The sequence below is a fragment of the Halolamina sp. genome (assembly GCF_036626355.1).
Classification (GTDB): domain Archaea; phylum Halobacteriota; class Halobacteria; order Halobacteriales; family Haloferacaceae; genus Halolamina.
Map to the genome: position 1 here is coordinate 1 of NZ_JAZKRY010000071.1, position 15,338 is coordinate 15,338.

Genomic DNA, 15,338 nt, shown 5'->3' on the forward strand with positions numbered 1-15,338 from the left:
ATAAGCTGAAAGCGCGGCGACTCACCGGACGTCCCAGGTTCACCCGACGAGCTGGCGGAACGCCGCCGGCGCGATATCCAGAACGTGCGCCGTTTTGATTCCTCCGAGGTGCGCGTTCCGGTCGGGGTTCCCACCCGGTTCCGGTGAGAACGTCTCCTGAAGTTCGTCGGTCAAGTAGTGGTGTCCGCCGCCGCCATGCTGGCTGATACGGAACGCCTCGTCCAGCAAGCCACCCGGTTCAGTGCCCTCGACGATGACCAAACCGTCGTTCGCGGCGATTTCGCCGGTCGCTTCGAACCGTTTGGCGTGTGCGTTCTCGCAGTGCTCGTGCATGAGTGCGTCCTGCTCCGGCGCCGGGAAATCACTGAAACTCAGTTCGCGGCCGTCGCGCTCTACGCGCTGGAAGTCGATGAGTTCTGCAACGGTGAAGTAGCCGATGATGTAGCGGTGTCTGTAGGCGGCGTCGCTCCGCAAGCCGGTGTAGAACGCCACGAGGTCTCCAGGCTCCAGTGTCCGCAGGATCTTGGTGTAGGAGCCCCGACTCGTGGTTTCGCCGTAGGTCAGTGCCTCGAAGTTCGGGTCGTGATGGAGCGGCCAGTCAGCCAACTGCGCTCCCGTGAACTGCGTCCCCTCGTTGGGGTCCGGCACGATAGCGTCCAGATAGTCGGCCATCGGCGCGTCCCGGTAACGAAGGGGTGAGCTGTCGTAGGTCCGCGTTTCGACGGTTCCCTCCGGACCCTGCGACTCAGGAATCGGAATGTACTCGAACCGTCCGTCGGGGTAGAGTGGCGGCGTCGGCGAGGCGTTGGTTGAGTCCGCGCCCACGCCGAGAAGTGCGACGGTCATGCTCTCCCGAGGGAGAACGGGCTGGGAAGCAATGGAACCTCTGTTCGGTCGGCTAGCCAGCTCCGTATCACGACACCAGGCCGAACCGGCCAGGGGGCGTTCCCTCCGGGCCGAGCCATTCGATAGTCGTACCGTCCCAGTCGGAGGTTCCGACCCGCTCTGCCGGCGTTCCGGTTCCCCGCTCGAAGAGGAAGCCACTCACACAGTCACCGTAGCGGTCGAGACGGTCCAGCAGCGGGCCGGACTTCGGAACCAGTAGCGCGCCGGCGACGCCGTCGAGCAGATGCACCGACGCCTCGAGGCGCTCGTCCTGGAGCGTGCGCTCGACAGTCGCGCCCAGTCCGCGCTCGAACCGGTCGACGACAGGGTCGACGTCGCTGACGCAGATGAGCGTCCGGGCGACCCCGCCGACCGCCTCGGTGACGGTATCAGTCGGCACGCGATACTCCCGCGGTGTCTCGTCGTCGATGAGGAACGGGAGGACGGCTCCGGGCTCGCCGGGGCCGAGGAAGGCAAACCGCCAGCGCACCGCGGTGCCGTCCGTCCGCTCACGCCCGCCGTCGACGGGGCCATCCACCTCGACACCGTTTTCGGCAGCCGCCTGCGCCGTCGCGTCGATATCGGGTGCCGGGAGCGCCCACGCACATGGGCTGCCGGTGGAGCGAAGGTGGTCTGCCCAGCGCGTTGGCTCGCTTCCCCCCGCTTGGGGCGCGATGAGCTCCAGGTAGCTTCCATCCGGGAAGACGACGAGCGACATCTCGGTTTCGCGGTTGGCGTGGACACCGCCGTAGACGGGGTCGAACCCGAGGTCGGTCGCGACCTGTTCCAGCTTGGTGAGGTTGTCCCCGGCCAGTGTGGCGTGGTCGATGGCTGGCATCGCCTCACTCATTCGGCTCCCCACCAATAACCGTTCGCTCGCCGTTGACCATCGCTGGTCGCACCCGGAGTAGCCATCGAACGCTGGCTTCGGTCCGCACGACTCGATTGCGATCCAGCCGAAAGAGAGGAGCACGGGTTCAACGCTTCGTAGCGCTATTTGACGATGTGCGCTGTTACGCCGAAAAGAAAGCTGTAACTCTCAAGTTTTCGTCATGATATGCATCCGCTTCATCGTCGATTATGCGGTGACGGTGGTGCCAAAATCGCGCCACGTGTTTTCGAGCGGGGTTCCCTGGTCACGTGCAACTCCCAAAAGAGAGCAGCAGTCGACCCACTCCTGCAAAGCACCGCTGAGCCTCCCGGCCGCGTGAACGGATCCGACCCCGACACCCACCGCTCTCGACCCTCAGACCGGAGAGTTCAGCGTGCCGAAGTACACCTGCCACGCGAGGGCGGATTTGGCCACCAGACTCAGCAGGATGTACATCCGCTCGCCGAAGAGGTAGTCTTTCCACCGAGACACCTCCAGATACTGGAGCACCATGTTCAGCGCAAAGAGGTTGAAAAAGACGAAAATCGAGACGTAGATGTAGATGACGAACTCGGGGAAATCGCCACCACTGGCCGTTACTGACCCGACGAACGTGACGGCGATGGTAATCCAGGGCACGAGACCGGCGATGACACCCACCCAGTAGGGCGTCCAGTCCGTCCTGTCGGTCGATTCGTTCCGTTGTTCCATCAGGAGTCCGGCAAGATTCATCACCGCAACGAGTCCAAACAGCCCCACGAGCGTCCCGAGGTCCCATACGCCGGCCAGTATTCCGATGACGACGATCATCAGCGAGGCGCTCACGGAGTATTCGTACCAGCGGTACGGGTTCATTCCCCTGTCAAGATACTCGACGTACTGATCGTACCGGACTGTCGCGATAACGGTGTGTGCAAACGCCGAAATGAAGAGAAATCCCGCGACGAGAAGCGGGAGATTGGCGTCGACAGACGAGACTGTCTCTGGGTAGATCGACTGAGTTTCGGGGTTGAACGTGTATCTGGTGCGAGTTACCGGCCACAGAACGTTCTCGGCCAGGAGAACCATCGCCACCCCCTGCAGAAAGTGGAGGACAGCCATGACGCTGTTCCACAGTCGGAGTCGGGTATCTCGTGCTGATTCATGCTGCGTGGAATCGGTTGAGGCCGTACTGTGCGAAGACAGCATACTCGTCGATTTACCCACCGTCCGAGTATAGCCGATTCCCGGTTCGAACGGGGTGTCACTCGCGAGATTCTCCCTGTTCCAGAGACGGTCTCACCGCTCGGGTTCGTCGCTATCGCGTCCAGCGACGAACTGGGTATCGTCGAGGACCCGAACGAGCGAGTAGACGAGGAGAGCGATACCTCCGAACGCCACCAGGTGGAAAAGAACGCGAGACAGATAGGCCGAGAACGTCACCTCGTGGCCAACGTGCAACAGGAGCGTCAGTTCAGAGAGGGGCATAGATGGAGTCGTGATCTTCGACGACTAACTCGCTTGCATGCCCTGGTACGCCAGAACGGCGCCGACGACGAAGATGAGCGTCGCCAGGTAGATGGGGCCGAGATGCGTCAGCCAGTCGTGAGCGAACGCATCACCGGTCCAGTGCATCGGCAACGCGAGCGCCAACCCGACGACCGCCGCGACGATGGCGGTCGCCCACGCCCACGTCAGCCGCTGACGCACTCCGAACCAGGAGAGACTCGCAACCGCGATGCCGGTCGAGATGATGAACGCCGCAGTCGCGACGTGCAGGTGGCTAATGTAGTACGCGACGGCCGGGTGCAGATCTCCGGGAGTCATCCCGCCGAGCTGACTCACACCGATCTCGAATCCGCTTCCGACGAAGTTCAACACCAGGAAGGCGACGCCGTAGCCGACGAACGCGACGCCGGCAATTGTCATCAGCACGGAACCTCTCCGGAGATTGGTACTGTATTCGACGCCTCCGCCCATTTCGGCTGTTCCAGCTTCTGCCATACGTGAACACCTCGTTGGTACTGATCTCGTTTGCGGTGAGTGGTCGCTCTGGGCAACGATACGGCATTCGAGTGCGTGCTGCCGGCTGCGGTCTGACTCAGTTCGGAATCGGTCCGAGCTCCGACCGAGCCGCTCACATCCGTGGGATATCCAGCGTGGTCGTGCAATCCCTCGAGCGCTTCGAGGGGTACCCCGTGGCTGGTTTGCTGGCCGTCACTCACGTATCGCTACCCATCACGGGACAGTTCGAGGCGAAGAATAGTGTAGCTATGTTGTGCAGTTTCGGCAGGAGCTGCCGTTCTCGCAGTCTGTGAAGATTCCTCACCGCCTGCAGAAACTTTTCTCTCGGACAGCACACTTGTACAGATCGGTGAACCTGGGTCCATAGGGAGAGACGAAGCTGCAACAAACCCTGTCCTGACCACATCCGGTCGCAGAGAATCACTCCAAGAGGCGTTCGGGTTCGAGTGGGCGGGCCTCGGATCTGTAGGACGCGTACACCGATTCCGCCCATTCGCGTGCGTTCGGTGCGTCAGTATCAATCAGTGCCTCTACGCCCCCGCTGTCGTGATTGGAGCCACTAATAGCGATCCGGTCGTCGAAGATACCGATCCCATAGGGCGGGAGGTCGTCGTGGAGAAGCGCGTTCAGATTGCCACTGTCGAAAAGTTCAGCGCAACGCTCGGCGAGTCGATGAGTTCGGCCTGCATTCCGTCGAGGATCCGCTGGCGAAACGCGTCCTTCCAAGGTTCGTATAAGCCGACGCCGACCCCCGCGAAACAGAAGCGGTCGGTTCCCTGGAGCAAGGACTTGAATCGGTTCACCGGACGATAGGGAGCCTCGTAGTCGGCGACAGTGACAGTACTCTCCGAACGGGTCTCGATCGTGAACCCGATGACTTCGTCGGGCAGCCAGTGCCAGACATCGCGCAACTTTCGTTCGGTTTCGACCCGGTCGATCAGTTCCACGATCCCGGACACGACGGCCTCACCGAGCCGTGTTCCGACGTACTGGTAGCCGTCTTTGCGAATCCAGTTCCGGTCTTCGAACTCACTCAACGTCCGACGAATCGTCGACGAAGAAACACCAGTGAGTTCGCAGAGTTCGGACCGACTCCTGGGCCGGGCCGTCAGCGCGATAAGTGTCTGGACACGATGGTTAGACCGGGTGAGATAGGCGATATCGTCGATCGTCGACTCCCTGTCGCGGTACTCTGTGCTATCTAATGACATGGTCGACAGGTAAGGAAACTTGCGAGATAACTATTCGGACCTTTCAGACATGAATCAGTTCAGATCCGGCGGAACACTGCATGAGCCTCCGGAGAGAGGTCGTTCCGGTTCATGCAGAGAGCTGACGTCGACGCTCTCGGGTCGATATCTCTCCACTCGACGGACAGTTCTCTACCTTTCGTGCGATAGATCACTCTGAAACAACCTGCACTGTGACGGCGACACTGACCAGGGTCGCAACGCCACCGTTCTTGTCAGATTTATCGTCTCTTGTCACCAATCCGGCCCTCACCCGTCTTTCTGAGAGCCTAACCTTACACATGTGCTCCGAAATCCCCGCATAATCAAGTTCAGTGACACATATCTATGCCGGTACGCGTATGTCACTCGTTAGCAAATATCGGCTCTATCAGTTCGCGATGTTCGGGTGGGCCACAGTCGCCTTCGCTGCCGTGGTGCTCGTTTTCTCTGGGAACGCGGAGCCGTACGTCTCCGCCTCGGAGGTCCCGATAACCGGCCCGGTCGAAATGTTCGGCGTGATGGCAGGGCTGGCCGTCGTCGGGTGGATGGTCATCAGCCAACTTGAGAAAGGCACCTGGAAGCGAGCCGGAAAACGGGCGAACCTCGCTCCAGCGAATCGGGGACTTGTCGGCAAGCCCACGCTCGAAGGGACGGTGGACGGCCGGCCGGTCCGGGGCCGCACGGTCAAGCGACGAACCGGCAGCAGCGGCGAAGGGGGTTCGAGCAAGACCACCTACACCGTCGTCGAAGCGGAACTCTCCGCGACCGCGGGCGACGGCCTCGTCCTGAGCCCCGGCGACGGAGCCGTGCTCTCTGGACAGTCGGTGAACGTCAACCTCGGTCCGGAGACGACCAGCGTCGGGGATATCGGGGTCGTCGGCAGTGATGCTCTCGCCCGCGACGTTCTCACAACTCGCGTCAGAGACGCACTCCAGAAACCCGAAACACTGGAGACGGTCTACGCCGGCAACGCCGCAGACCTCCTGCTCGAGGCCATCCCGGACGCCGAGGGCACGATCTCGGGACTCGTCACCGGCAAGATGGAGTCAGCGATCGAGGACCGGCTCCCGGGCGACCCCGGAACGGTCAGGACCGAACAGAAGGGGGTCATCCTGAACGCGACCGAACTCGAAGCGCAGGCCACCGCCGTGGCTGCCGTCGCGGAACGCTTCGAACGCGCTACCGCCGACGAGACCATCGACGCGGACGCCAGAACGCGGGACGAGTGAGAAGGCTCGGGACTCGATTGGTTGAGACGACTTCAGATCATTCGGGCGGCGAGTCGTTCGACCGGTGCCCAGCGAGCTGGCGAAGTGAGCCACGGTGGAATTCGCCGACGACAGCCCTTCCCGCCGTTATCGTTCCGTCTCCGGGGAGGTGATCGTCGGCGTTTCGAGCCGCTGACCGAATAGTTTCCCGCTGATGTATCCGAGGGCGACCGCCACGAGCAGGAGCAATGGATACGCCGCGACGAGTTCGACCCAGGTGATGTCGAGTGAGCGAATCAGCGCGAACTCCCCGCTCACGACGTTCATCCACGCCACGTACAGGAAGTACGTCAGCGACAGCGAGACACCACTCGCGACGAAGCTCCAGGTCGATTTCTCGAACTCCGTCAGCTCCGGGTCGATATCTGCGACGTAGGTTACTGTTCGCAGCGTTATGAATCCGGGAACGAGACAGAGGACCGTGTAAATGGCGTTGACCGCGAGGTCAGGGAAGGCCATGGGTTCAACGACTCGCGGCGGTTCTCCCCCGCCAGTCGGGTCGGGAAGTTTGGTCCTGTTGACACGACTTCGGTCGCTTAGCGGCCGGTACCGATGATTCCATACACTGTTTTCGGCATGTAGAATATTATGGATTTCTTCTGCAGAGTGGTAGAACTGAACTCTTTGTTACCAGATAGTTGAGGCATGCCCGACCCCTGCATCCGTCTTCAGCGGGCGAGATTCAGCAGACAGTAGAAGAACCCACCTGACTTCTTGCCCCTCTTCAGGACATTCTATTCTGTGTATGTCTATTCATACAAATGAACCTAGAGGGAAAAATCCACCAATAACTGCTAAGCACGCTGGAAAAGCTATATGATGGTTCGACTGTGTAAGTAGCCTATGGACCAAGTTAACATACAACGTCGGGACGTCCTGCAAGCAGCAGTTGGCTCGGTGGGGGCGCTGGCGCTATCTGGACAGGTGTCGGCAGAGACGCCCGACCGGTACAACGTCGGGACGAGTTCGCCCGCCGCAGAGCAGGCGGCGAGACAACAAGCAGGGTCGGTTCGCCGTGTTCTGGAATGGGACGACGGAAAGAAGACGATCACCGCGCAGTTCCCGGACGCGGCGCTCGACAACCTGCGGAAGCGGTCCGACGTCAGGTACGTCGAGGCGGATGGGGAGATGCACGCGCTCGCCCAGACGCTGCCGTGGGGCGTCGACCGCGTGGATGCCGAGAAGGTCCACGCCGACGGCGAGACGGGCGGAGACAACACCGACGGCGAGGGCGGTGCAGATATCGCTATTATCGACACCGGCATCGATGACGACCACCCGGATTTACAGGCCAATGTCGGCGCGGGCAAGGCGTTCGTCGATTGCAGAGGGTCGAACTGCAACTACCCCTGGTCGGACGACGATAACCACGGCACCCACTGTGCCGGCATCGCGGACGCCGTCGACAACTCCGAGGGCGTCGTCGGCGTCTCCACCGAGGCGACGCTGCACGCCGTGAAGGTGCTGGACAACAGCGGCAGCGGGTCGTTCTCGGACGTCGCAGCCGGTATCGAGTACACCGCCGACCAGGGCTGGGACGTCGGGTCGATGAGTCTGGGCGCCTCGTCGGGATCGAGCACCGTCAAGGACGCCTGTCAGTACGCGGACGGCAAGGGCGTGTTGCTGGTCGGGTCGGCCGGCAACTCCGGTCCCTGCACGGACTGCGTGGGCTATCCCGCAGCGTACAGTGAGGTCATTGCCGTCAGTTCCACCGACGAAGACGACAGCTTGTCGAGTTTCTCCTCGACGGGATCGGAGGTCGAACTCGCCGCCCCCGGCGGGGGCATCTACTCCACGGTCATCGGCGGATACGACACCTACAGCGGGACGTCGATGTCCTGCCCGCACGTCAGCGGTGCGGGCGCCCAGTTGATGGACAACGGCTACACGAATACGGAGGCTCGGGACCAGCTCAACAGCACGGCCGAGGACATCGGGCTCACCTCGAACGAGCAGGGGAACGGCCTGTTGGATGCCGAAGCCGCGATGGGCGGTAGCACGGACTCGGCACCGAGCGTCTCCTGGGTCAACCCGAGCGACGGTGATACGGTCAGCGGGACGATCACGGTGCAGATTAGCGCCTCCGACAGTGAGGACAGCGACGACTCGCTGGACGTCACCTACAGCGTCGACGGCGGCTCCGAGCGGTCGACCACCTACAACTCCGAGACGGGCAACTACGAGGACTCCTGGGACACAACTGGCGTCTCGGACGGCGACCACACGCTGGAGGCCACCGCAACCGACTCCGCCGGCAACACGAGCAGTTCGTCGATCACGGTCACGACGGACAACACCGAGATTGCGCCCACGGTCGACAGCCTCTCGGCCTCAGAGGTCGAGACCAGCGACGGCGACGCCGAGTTCGACGTCGATTGGTCGGTGTCGGATTCCGACGGTGACCTCGACTCTGTGGACTTGACACTCACCGACGACACGGCCGGCGAGACTGAAGACACTGCATCGGTCAGCGTCTCCGACGACACCGCCAGCGGCACCAACAGGCTCGTCGCCGCCGGCGACGACGGCTCCGGCAACAGCTACACCGTCGATGCGACCGTCACGGACTCCAACGGCAACACCGGCTCAGACTCGACCACCGTCAGCGAAACTGAAAGCACCAACAGCGCCCCCTCCGCGAGCATCGACGGGACGACCGACCGAAGTAACCCGAGGTGGGACCGCTACGAGGTCGACTGGAGCGCCAGCGACGAGGACGGCAACCTCGACACGGTGGTCGTCGAGATGCTCGATTCCTCGGGTAACACGCTGGACTCGGTGACCAACGACGTCAGTGGCTCCTCGGCCTCGGGTGTCGACGAGGTCAGGAGCAAGAGCAACGGGACAGATATCGTCGTCACGGCGACCGACACCGACGGCGCCTCCGGGTCGGATTCCCAGTCGATCTGATGGTGTAAGCCTTTCCGTCTCCCAGTTTCTGTCCGGGTGGGGCAAGCTACCATCGGTTTCCCGCTGTGGCATGACCGACTGGTCGCGCGGTAAACGAATCGAAGCGCTCACTGACACTGACATCGCGACCGCGAGCCGAGCCAACTGCGGAGCGCTGGGGTCGCGATCGGCCCCTCGAACCACGGCTGCCTCACCACGTATTCGTTCCCGCCAGCTGTAAAATCCCCACAACCGGTCTCAGTAACCGCTGTCCGCGAGACAGTCCCGGAGCGGGTCGACGTACTCCTCGCCGAAATGGCGGACGTGTGTCAGCAGCGGGTAGAGCCGGTACACCGCCGCGCGCTCCTCGAACCCGTCGTCGATGCCAGCGGTTTCCCGGTAGCGCTCGAAAAAGGCGTCGCCGCCGGTGTCGGTCCAGTCGACGTACGCCAGTTCGACCTCCCGGTCGGCATAGTAACACGCCGGGTCGAGGAACGCCCGAACCGACTTACCGTCGGTCAGGACGTTCTCCCGCCAGACGTCGCCGTGGATCAGCGCCGGTTCCGGGTCGTGATCGAGCAGCGCCGGCAGGTCGTCGACGACCGCGGCGACGCGCCCGGCGCAGTCGGCTGGGAGTACCTCCTCCTCGCGGGCGCAGGTGGCCGCGTGACCCAGCCGGTGCTCGCCGAAGAAGGTCGGCCAGTCGGGAGTTCGGGGGTTGGGCTGGCGGAACCGTCCGGTGAGCGTGTCGAACGGGAACCCGAACGCCTCGGCACCGGTGCTGTGCAGCGCCGCGAGCTGATCGGCCAGGTCGCGCTCGGCCTCGGGGGTGACATCGGAGCTTCCCTCGATATACTCGAGCACGAGCAGTTCGGGCGCGGCGTGAAGGACGTCCGGCACCGCCAGCCCGCCCACCCTGTCGAGGTGGCGGAGCATCCGCGCCTCGATAGTCAGATCGGTTTCGGCGGTTTTGGCGACGACACGCCGTCCGTCGTCGAGGTCGACCCGATAGACGGTCCCGACCTCGCCGCCGTCGAGCTCCACAACCTCGACGATGCTGGCCTCGGCCCACGATTCGACCGCGCCACGGGTACTGCGGTCCATTACGTGGGTCGAGGGAAACCGAAATGAAAGCCGCTCCGGTAGCGTTTTGTCGGTTTGGCCGCTTGGTGCTGACCCCATGTCCGACTCCTCGAACGAGTCGTGGCGCGACATCCGCCCGATCGCGCTCGGCCTCGTGGCCCGTGGCGACGACCTGCTCGTCTTCGAGTACGACGACGGGACGGCCGACGAAACGTTCTACCGACCGCCGGGCGGGGGCATCCAGTTCGGGGAAGCCGCATCTGACGCCATCGAACGGGAGTTCGCCGAAGAACTCGGCTGGGACGTCACCGCTGGTGAGCGCCTGGGCGTGCTGGAGAATCACTTCACCTTCGACGGGACAGCGGGTCACGAGTACGCCTTCTGCTACCCGGTGGAGCCGAGCGACGAGACAGTGTACGAGAAGGAGGAGTTCGTCGCGACAGAGACGAACGGTGACGAGTACCGGGTCTGCTGGAAACCGGCCGACGCGTTCGACGGCGACGGACCGCCGCTGTATCCGGATGGGTTGCTCTCGATCGTTTCTGCGTAGCCTCAGCTCTCGAGGTTTTCCAGGGCCGCTGCGACGAGCATCGGGAGGAACACCGTGGCGTCGCCGACGATGGTGGCGTTTCGGGCGTCCTTCTCGAACTTCCCCCACGAGCGCGCTTCGTCCAGCGTCGCGCCCGAGAGCCCGCCGGTCGCCTCGGGATCCATCGTGATCTGGACGCCGTAATCGTAGGCGCCCGGCGTCACCAGCATCGTCTGGAGCGTGAAGTTCTTCGGCACGCCGCCGCCGACCAGCAGGCAGCCGGCGCGCTCGGCGCCGAACGCCAGGTCGGTCAGCCCGGTCATATCCGCCAGCGCGTCCAGCGAGAACTCGGAGGTCTGGGAGTAGACCCACGCCTGCAGGCCCAGGACGGAGTCCTGGACGGCAGGGCAGTAGACCGGGATATCGTTCTCGAAGGCGGCGGCGGCGATGCCGGCGTCCTCGTCGATATCCTCCTCGGCGTTCACGACGTTGTTGGCTCGCCCGAGCTCGCGGGTGAAGCGCTCGATGCTGACGATTCCTTCCTCCTCCAGGGGCGGAAACACGTGGTCGCGGAGGTGTTCCTCGAACTGCGCGAAATGCTCCTGCGGGAGGTAGACGTTGTAGATGCGGTCGACACCCTCGTCGCGCAGGCGCTCGTCGTGCTCGCGGGTGCCGTCGCCGTGAGGCGCGTCGGCCTCGTCGTGGTGGTCGCCGTCGTGACCGCCGCGGCCTTCCTCGTCGGGGCCCTCCCCACCATGGTCGTGCCCACCGCCGTGCCCGCCTCCGTGGACGCTCCCGTGGTGGTGTTTGCCGCCGATTGCCTCGATGGCGTCGTGGGTGAGGTTCGCGCCGGTGGTGACCAGCGCGTCGACGTGGCCTTCGCGGATGAGGCCGGCGACGACCTCGCGCATCCCCGCGGGCACCATCGCGCCGGCGAGCGAGAGGAACACCGCACACTCCTCGTCGGCGAGCATCTCGGCGTAGATATCGGCGGCGTCGTGGACGGCTGTGGCACCGATGCCCGCCTCGCCGTACTCCGAGACGAGTTCGCCGACGCTCATCCCCGCGTGGACGGACGTGTGCCCGATTGGGTCGTGCTGGAACGCTGTGCGCTCCGGTTCGTGGTCCTCGTCGTGTTCACCTTCGTGCTCATCGTCGTGGCGTTCGCCACCGTGGTCGTCGTGGCCGGCGTCGTCGCTCATGGCTCTCGCTGGGTTCGGTGAGGGTTTGAAGAACCCGGTCCGCACTCATCTATCGAACCCGAACTCGCCGGTAGCGAGGTCGGCATCTACGGAGCCAGCGTTGACCCCCTCATCCCCGACTGCGGTGTGCTCGTCTCCGAATCCGGTGCGATCGTCTTCACCAGTGGCGTTGCCGCGGAACAACCGCCGCCAGTCCGCGAAGGTGACGGTGACGACGGAGGCGCCGAGGCCGCAGACGGCACCAGCGACTCGCGGCGCGCAGTGCCGTACACGTTCGCCCGGAGCGTCCGGTACTGATAGTGATTACTGCGAATAGGTTCATCGACGGTGTCGAAAGACGCCGGTTCTGGGGCTCCCCTCACCGACACGGATGGTCACGGTGGTAAAGACTCGCAGTAATCAGTATGAGGCGAGAGCGGTTCGCGACCGTCCCGACGCAGCTACGGGAACGAACGCAACCGGCGTCGATACGGACTGGAGGGGTGACGAACTGCCCACAGCGGCGGTCTCAAAGCCCGGTCGGATGGTCGACGTACGTCGTCGTCAGCCCCCACTCCTCGACAAGTTCCTGCAGCGAGCGCACACCGAACGTCTCCGTGGCGTAGTGGCCCGCCAGCACGACGTTGATGCCGGCCTCCTTCGCCTCGTGGTACACCTGCTGTTTCCCCTCGCCGGTGACGAAGGTGTCGGCGTCGACGGCGACGGCTTCGTCGAGCCAGTCCACCCCGCTGCCGGTGATGACGGCCACCTGCTCGGCCCGGTCGGGACCGAACTCCAGTGTCCGGATCTCACGGCCGCCGGTATCGAGCTCCTGGTTCAGCGTCGCTCTAAGCTCCTCGCGGGCGATCGGCTCCTCACACTCCCCGACCTGGCCGATCGTTTCAGGCCCGACTTCGCCGAACGGGTCGCGGCTCTCGAGTGAGAGGAGGTCGCCGATACCGGCGGCGTTGCCCAGCTCCTGGTGGCCATCGAGCGGGAGATGGGAGACGTAGAGCACGATATCGTTCTCGACCAGCGGCGCGATGCGCTCGTACTCCCGACCGGTGACGCGGTCCAGCCCGCCCCAGACGAGGCCGTGGTGGGTGACGAGGGCGTCGGCGTCCGCGTCGACGGCGGCGTCGATTGTCGCATCGGCGGCGTCGACGGCGAAAGCGACGTGCTCGACCTCGCCGGCTCGGGTACCGACTTGGAGACCGTTTGGGCTGGCGTCGACGCCGGCGTAGTCGTCAGTTCGGAGTTCGGCGTCGAGACGATCGACGAAGGTTGTGAGTTGCATGGGTTTCGGTGGGGGTGGCTCCGGTTTGTAGCTCCCGGCCGATTCTCGATGGTTGTTTGGTTTGGATGGGAGAGGGTTGAAACGGGTTGTGACCGCCGAGGGCAACGGTACCACGAACGTCACCGCGGGGTGGGCTTGGACACTTGCGGCCGCAGGGCGGTAGGCGGGGCTGTCCAATTGTGCAAGCACCAGCGCGGTCCCGGTCGCGGTCGCGGATGCGGCCGCGGTTTCTGAATCAGTCTCCCGCGCAACTACAGAAACAACGAACTCAGAGTATCCAACTACTCCGAATACTCACGCGAATAAACGAACTCCCGAACCAACTTCCCCGCGAGCGCCGCCGCTTGGCCGTCATCTCGATCGTTCACCTCGACCGCATCACACCCCACGGAATGTGGCGCGACCTGGCGAACGACGTCCCGCATCTCCCGCGACGACAGTCCGAATGGCTCCATCGTCCCTGTCCCGGGCGCGACTGACGGATCAGCCCCATCGATGTCGATCGAGAGATACACATCCTCATCCGCAAACTCGGGCTCCCACGCAGCAACGTCTTCGGGCGGCACCACCGTCACGTCCGAATCCTCGGCGCGCTCCCACTCCTCGGGTGAGCCCGTCCGTCCGCCGAGAACCACCAGTCGGTCCGCAGTCCCGTCCACACTCGACAACGTCGCCTCCCCGGGGTCGCCGTCGAGCGCGCGGCGACAAACAGAAGCGTGACTCCACGGGTTGTCGTCGTACGCATCGCGCAAATCAAGATGGGCGTCGAGCGTTACCAGCACATCCGGGTCCGTCGCGCGGACGCCCGCAGCGGTGACGGTGTGCTCGCCGCCGAGGGTGATCGGGACCGCGTCGTCACGGGCGGCGTCGGCGAGCGTGCCGCCGAGGTGGTCGAGATAGCCTGAGGCGTCGTCCCACGCACGGAGGTCGCCCGCGTCGTGGACGCCGCGCTCCGAGAAGAACAGGTCAGTGCGGCGGTCGTAGTCGTCGAAGGTGCGCGCGAAGCGCCGGACTCGTTCGGGGCCGAATCGGGTTCCCGGCTGGAACGTCGTCGAAATATCGAGCGGCGCGCCGACGAGCACGTAGTCGGCGGCCTCCCGGTCGGCGACGGCGCCGGGGAACGCCATCAGACGATCTTTCGCCGGCCTTCGTATTCGAGAAACTCGATTTCGTCGTCCGCGTTGAGGTCCTCGTCCGCTGGTTTTCGCATCGTGAACGTGTCGTAGGTGTCGAGGTCCATCACCTGGACGTCGTCCTCGTCGACGTTGATAACCTGCCCACCCTTCCGCTCGACAATCGGGACCCAGACCTTCGCGTCGACCGGCTGGGAGAGGCTGCGCTTCTGGTCGTCGAAAACCCCCGCCCCTTCGATACGGGCCTTCGCACTGCCGTGTTTCCCGGGCTTTGCAGTACTGTAGGACCTGATCTTGCAGGGCGTCTCCTCCATCATCACGTAGCTTCCTTCCTGCAGTTCACGGACCTGCTTCTGCTCTTTCGCCATACCTTCGACTTTCCGGCTTAGTCGTATAAACCGTTTGGAACGGCTCGGCGTGCAGCGCGCCAGCGACCTGCCATTTCCCGACATCACGCAGCTCGAATCGCCACCCGCGGCGCCAGCGTTCCGGTCCCGTCGCAGCCACGAGGGCACCGCCGTCCGACTGGCCTGGATAACAAGACATTACTTCCCTCCACCTACACTCACCCCCATGGCCCTACGGCAACCGCCGCTCGCTGCGGTCCACGACGACCGAGGCGCGGGGTTCACCGACTTCGGCGGCTGGGAGATGCCCGTGGAGTTCGACTCCATTCGGGCCGAACACGCCGCCGTCCGCGAGGCCGCCGGCATCTTCGACGTCTCCCACATGGGAGAGATTCACGTCGAAGGTCCGGACGCGGACAGCCTGATGCAACGACTCACGACTAACGACGTGTCGGCGCTCGACCCGGGCGACTCAGAGTACGCCTGTATCACGGACGATGACGGCGTCATCCTCGACGACACTGTCGTCTACCGGCTCCCCAGTGACGACCCGGACCGAGCAGGCGGGTCGGGCGACGACGACCCGGACCGAGCAGGCGGGTCGGGCGACGACGACCCG

General features: G+C 63.9%; 15 protein-coding genes and 2 pseudogenes. 5 read left to right on the forward strand and 12 right to left on the reverse strand.

The window, feature by feature from the left end:
- Positions 1-39: 39 nt before the first annotated feature.
- From V5A38_RS11285 to V5A38_RS11310, 6 genes and pseudogenes are all read right to left on the reverse strand, one after another.
- The gene (locus V5A38_RS11285) at positions 40-846 is read right to left on the reverse strand and encodes a hypothetical protein (protein ID WP_332325864.1); all 807 of its coding nucleotides are present in this window, start codon (positions 844-846) and stop codon (positions 40-42) included.
- 67 nt (positions 847-913) lie between these two features.
- Positions 914-1,723: a VOC family protein gene (locus V5A38_RS11290; protein ID WP_332325865.1), complete on the reverse strand. Its 810-nt coding sequence runs from the start codon at positions 1,721-1,723 to the stop codon at positions 914-916.
- A 408-nt stretch (positions 1,724-2,131) separates the two neighbouring features.
- Entirely contained in the window at positions 2,132-2,944 is an 813-nt protein-coding gene (gene heR / locus V5A38_RS11295; RefSeq protein WP_332325866.1) for a heliorhodopsin HeR, read from the reverse strand.
- Between the two features lie 90 nt (positions 2,945-3,034).
- On the reverse strand, positions 3,035-3,223 hold the full coding sequence (locus tag V5A38_RS11300) for a hypothetical protein (RefSeq protein WP_332325867.1): 189 nt from the start codon (positions 3,221-3,223) through the stop codon (positions 3,035-3,037).
- A 24-nt stretch (positions 3,224-3,247) separates the two neighbouring features.
- Positions 3,248-3,664 (reverse strand): hypothetical protein, encoded by a 417-nt coding sequence (locus V5A38_RS11305; RefSeq protein ID WP_332325868.1) that lies wholly within the window; start codon positions 3,662-3,664, stop codon positions 3,248-3,250.
- Positions 3,665-4,180: 516 nt separating this feature from the next.
- A pseudogene (locus V5A38_RS11310) lies at positions 4,181-4,971 on the reverse strand (MarR family transcriptional regulator).
- Positions 4,972-5,351: 380 nt separating this feature from the next.
- On the opposite strand from V5A38_RS11310, the gene V5A38_RS11315 reads away from it, so the two are divergent.
- On the forward strand, positions 5,352-6,221 hold the full coding sequence (locus V5A38_RS11315) for a hypothetical protein (protein ID WP_332325870.1): 870 nt from the start codon (positions 5,352-5,354) through the stop codon (positions 6,219-6,221).
- A gap of 126 nt (positions 6,222-6,347) precedes the next feature.
- On the opposite strand, the gene V5A38_RS11320 is transcribed toward V5A38_RS11315, so the two are convergent.
- Positions 6,348-6,719 (reverse strand): hypothetical protein, encoded by a 372-nt coding sequence (locus V5A38_RS11320; RefSeq protein WP_332325871.1) that lies wholly within the window; start codon positions 6,717-6,719, stop codon positions 6,348-6,350.
- A 384-nt stretch (positions 6,720-7,103) separates the two neighbouring features.
- Between V5A38_RS11320 and V5A38_RS11325 the strand changes: the two genes are divergently transcribed.
- Positions 7,104-9,170, forward strand: coding sequence for a S8 family serine peptidase (locus V5A38_RS11325; protein ID WP_332325872.1), 2,067 nt, complete (start codon positions 7,104-7,106; stop codon positions 9,168-9,170).
- 237 nt (positions 9,171-9,407) lie between these two features.
- Here the strand turns inward: V5A38_RS11325 and V5A38_RS11330 are convergent, their stop codons facing one another.
- The gene (locus V5A38_RS11330) at positions 9,408-10,253 is read right to left on the reverse strand and encodes a fructosamine kinase family protein (protein ID WP_332325873.1); all 846 of its coding nucleotides are present in this window, start codon (positions 10,251-10,253) and stop codon (positions 9,408-9,410) included.
- Positions 10,254-10,329: 76 nt separating this feature from the next.
- Between V5A38_RS11330 and V5A38_RS11335 the strand changes: the two genes are divergently transcribed.
- The gene (locus tag V5A38_RS11335) at positions 10,330-10,782 is read left to right on the forward strand and encodes an NUDIX domain-containing protein (RefSeq protein ID WP_332325874.1); all 453 of its coding nucleotides are present in this window, start codon (positions 10,330-10,332) and stop codon (positions 10,780-10,782) included.
- A 2-nt stretch (positions 10,783-10,784) separates the two neighbouring features.
- On the opposite strand, the gene V5A38_RS11340 is transcribed toward V5A38_RS11335, so the two are convergent.
- A complete protein-coding gene (locus V5A38_RS11340; protein ID WP_332325875.1) occupies positions 10,785-11,963 on the reverse strand; it encodes a deoxyhypusine synthase in 1,179 nt (392 codons plus the stop codon).
- 126 nt (positions 11,964-12,089) lie between these two features.
- Between V5A38_RS11340 and V5A38_RS11345 the strand changes: the two genes are divergently transcribed.
- Entirely contained in the window at positions 12,090-12,260 is a 171-nt protein-coding gene (locus tag V5A38_RS11345; RefSeq protein WP_332325876.1) for a hypothetical protein, read from the forward strand.
- Between the two features lie 211 nt (positions 12,261-12,471).
- Here V5A38_RS11345 and V5A38_RS11350 read toward each other — a convergent pair whose 3' ends face one another.
- The 3 genes from V5A38_RS11350 to V5A38_RS11360 form a co-directional block, all read right to left on the reverse strand.
- Positions 12,472-13,239 (reverse strand): Nif3-like dinuclear metal center hexameric protein, encoded by a 768-nt coding sequence (locus tag V5A38_RS11350; RefSeq protein WP_332325877.1) that lies wholly within the window; start codon positions 13,237-13,239, stop codon positions 12,472-12,474.
- A gap of 281 nt (positions 13,240-13,520) precedes the next feature.
- On the reverse strand, positions 13,521-14,366 hold the full coding sequence (locus V5A38_RS11355; RefSeq protein ID WP_332325878.1) for an arginase family protein: 846 nt from the start codon (positions 14,364-14,366) through the stop codon (positions 13,521-13,523).
- Complete coding sequence (locus tag V5A38_RS11360; protein ID WP_332325879.1) at positions 14,366-14,740, reverse strand: translation initiation factor IF-5A; 375 nt, start codon at positions 14,738-14,740, stop codon at positions 14,366-14,368. Before V5A38_RS11360 ends, V5A38_RS11355 begins: the two co-directional genes overlap by 1 nt.
- Positions 14,741-14,945: 205 nt before the next feature.
- On the opposite strand from V5A38_RS11360, the pseudogene V5A38_RS11365 reads away from it, so the two are divergent.
- Positions 14,946-15,338, forward strand: a pseudogene (locus V5A38_RS11365) (glycine cleavage system protein T); the annotation flags it as partial.

What these genes read in the sequence shown, in the direction of transcription:
- V5A38_RS11340 (WP_332325875.1), bottom strand. Translation starts at nt 11,963, where the DNA reads ATGAGCGACGACGCCGGCCACGACGACCACGGTGGCGAACGCCACGAC.
- V5A38_RS11290 (WP_332325865.1), bottom strand. Translation starts at nt 1,723, where the DNA reads ATGCCAGCCATCGACCACGCCACACTGGCCGGGGACAACCTCACCAAG.
- V5A38_RS11360 (WP_332325879.1), bottom strand. Translation starts at nt 14,740, where the DNA reads ATGGCGAAAGAGCAGAAGCAGGTCCGTGAACTGCAGGAAGGAAGCTAC.
- V5A38_RS11285 (WP_332325864.1), bottom strand. Translation starts at nt 846, where the DNA reads ATGACCGTCGCACTTCTCGGCGTGGGCGCGGACTCAACCAACGCCTCG.
- heR (WP_332325866.1), bottom strand. Translation starts at nt 2,944, where the DNA reads ATGCTGTCTTCGCACAGTACGGCCTCAACCGATTCCACGCAGCATGAA.
- V5A38_RS11330 (WP_332325873.1), bottom strand. Translation starts at nt 10,253, where the DNA reads ATGGACCGCAGTACCCGTGGCGCGGTCGAATCGTGGGCCGAGGCCAGC.
- V5A38_RS11300 (WP_332325867.1), bottom strand. Translation starts at nt 3,223, where the DNA reads ATGCCCCTCTCTGAACTGACGCTCCTGTTGCACGTTGGCCACGAGGTG.
- V5A38_RS11325 (WP_332325872.1), top strand. Translation starts at nt 7,104, where the DNA reads ATGGACCAAGTTAACATACAACGTCGGGACGTCCTGCAAGCAGCAGTT.
- V5A38_RS11355 (WP_332325878.1), bottom strand. Translation starts at nt 14,366, where the DNA reads ATGGCGTTCCCCGGCGCCGTCGCCGACCGGGAGGCCGCCGACTACGTG.
- V5A38_RS11315 (WP_332325870.1), top strand. Translation starts at nt 5,352, where the DNA reads ATGTCACTCGTTAGCAAATATCGGCTCTATCAGTTCGCGATGTTCGGG.
- V5A38_RS11350 (WP_332325877.1), bottom strand. Translation starts at nt 13,239, where the DNA reads ATGCAACTCACAACCTTCGTCGATCGTCTCGACGCCGAACTCCGAACT.
- V5A38_RS11305 (WP_332325868.1), bottom strand. Translation starts at nt 3,664, where the DNA reads ATGACAATTGCCGGCGTCGCGTTCGTCGGCTACGGCGTCGCCTTCCTG.
- V5A38_RS11320 (WP_332325871.1), bottom strand. Translation starts at nt 6,719, where the DNA reads ATGGCCTTCCCTGACCTCGCGGTCAACGCCATTTACACGGTCCTCTGT.
- V5A38_RS11335 (WP_332325874.1), top strand. Translation starts at nt 10,330, where the DNA reads ATGTCCGACTCCTCGAACGAGTCGTGGCGCGACATCCGCCCGATCGCG.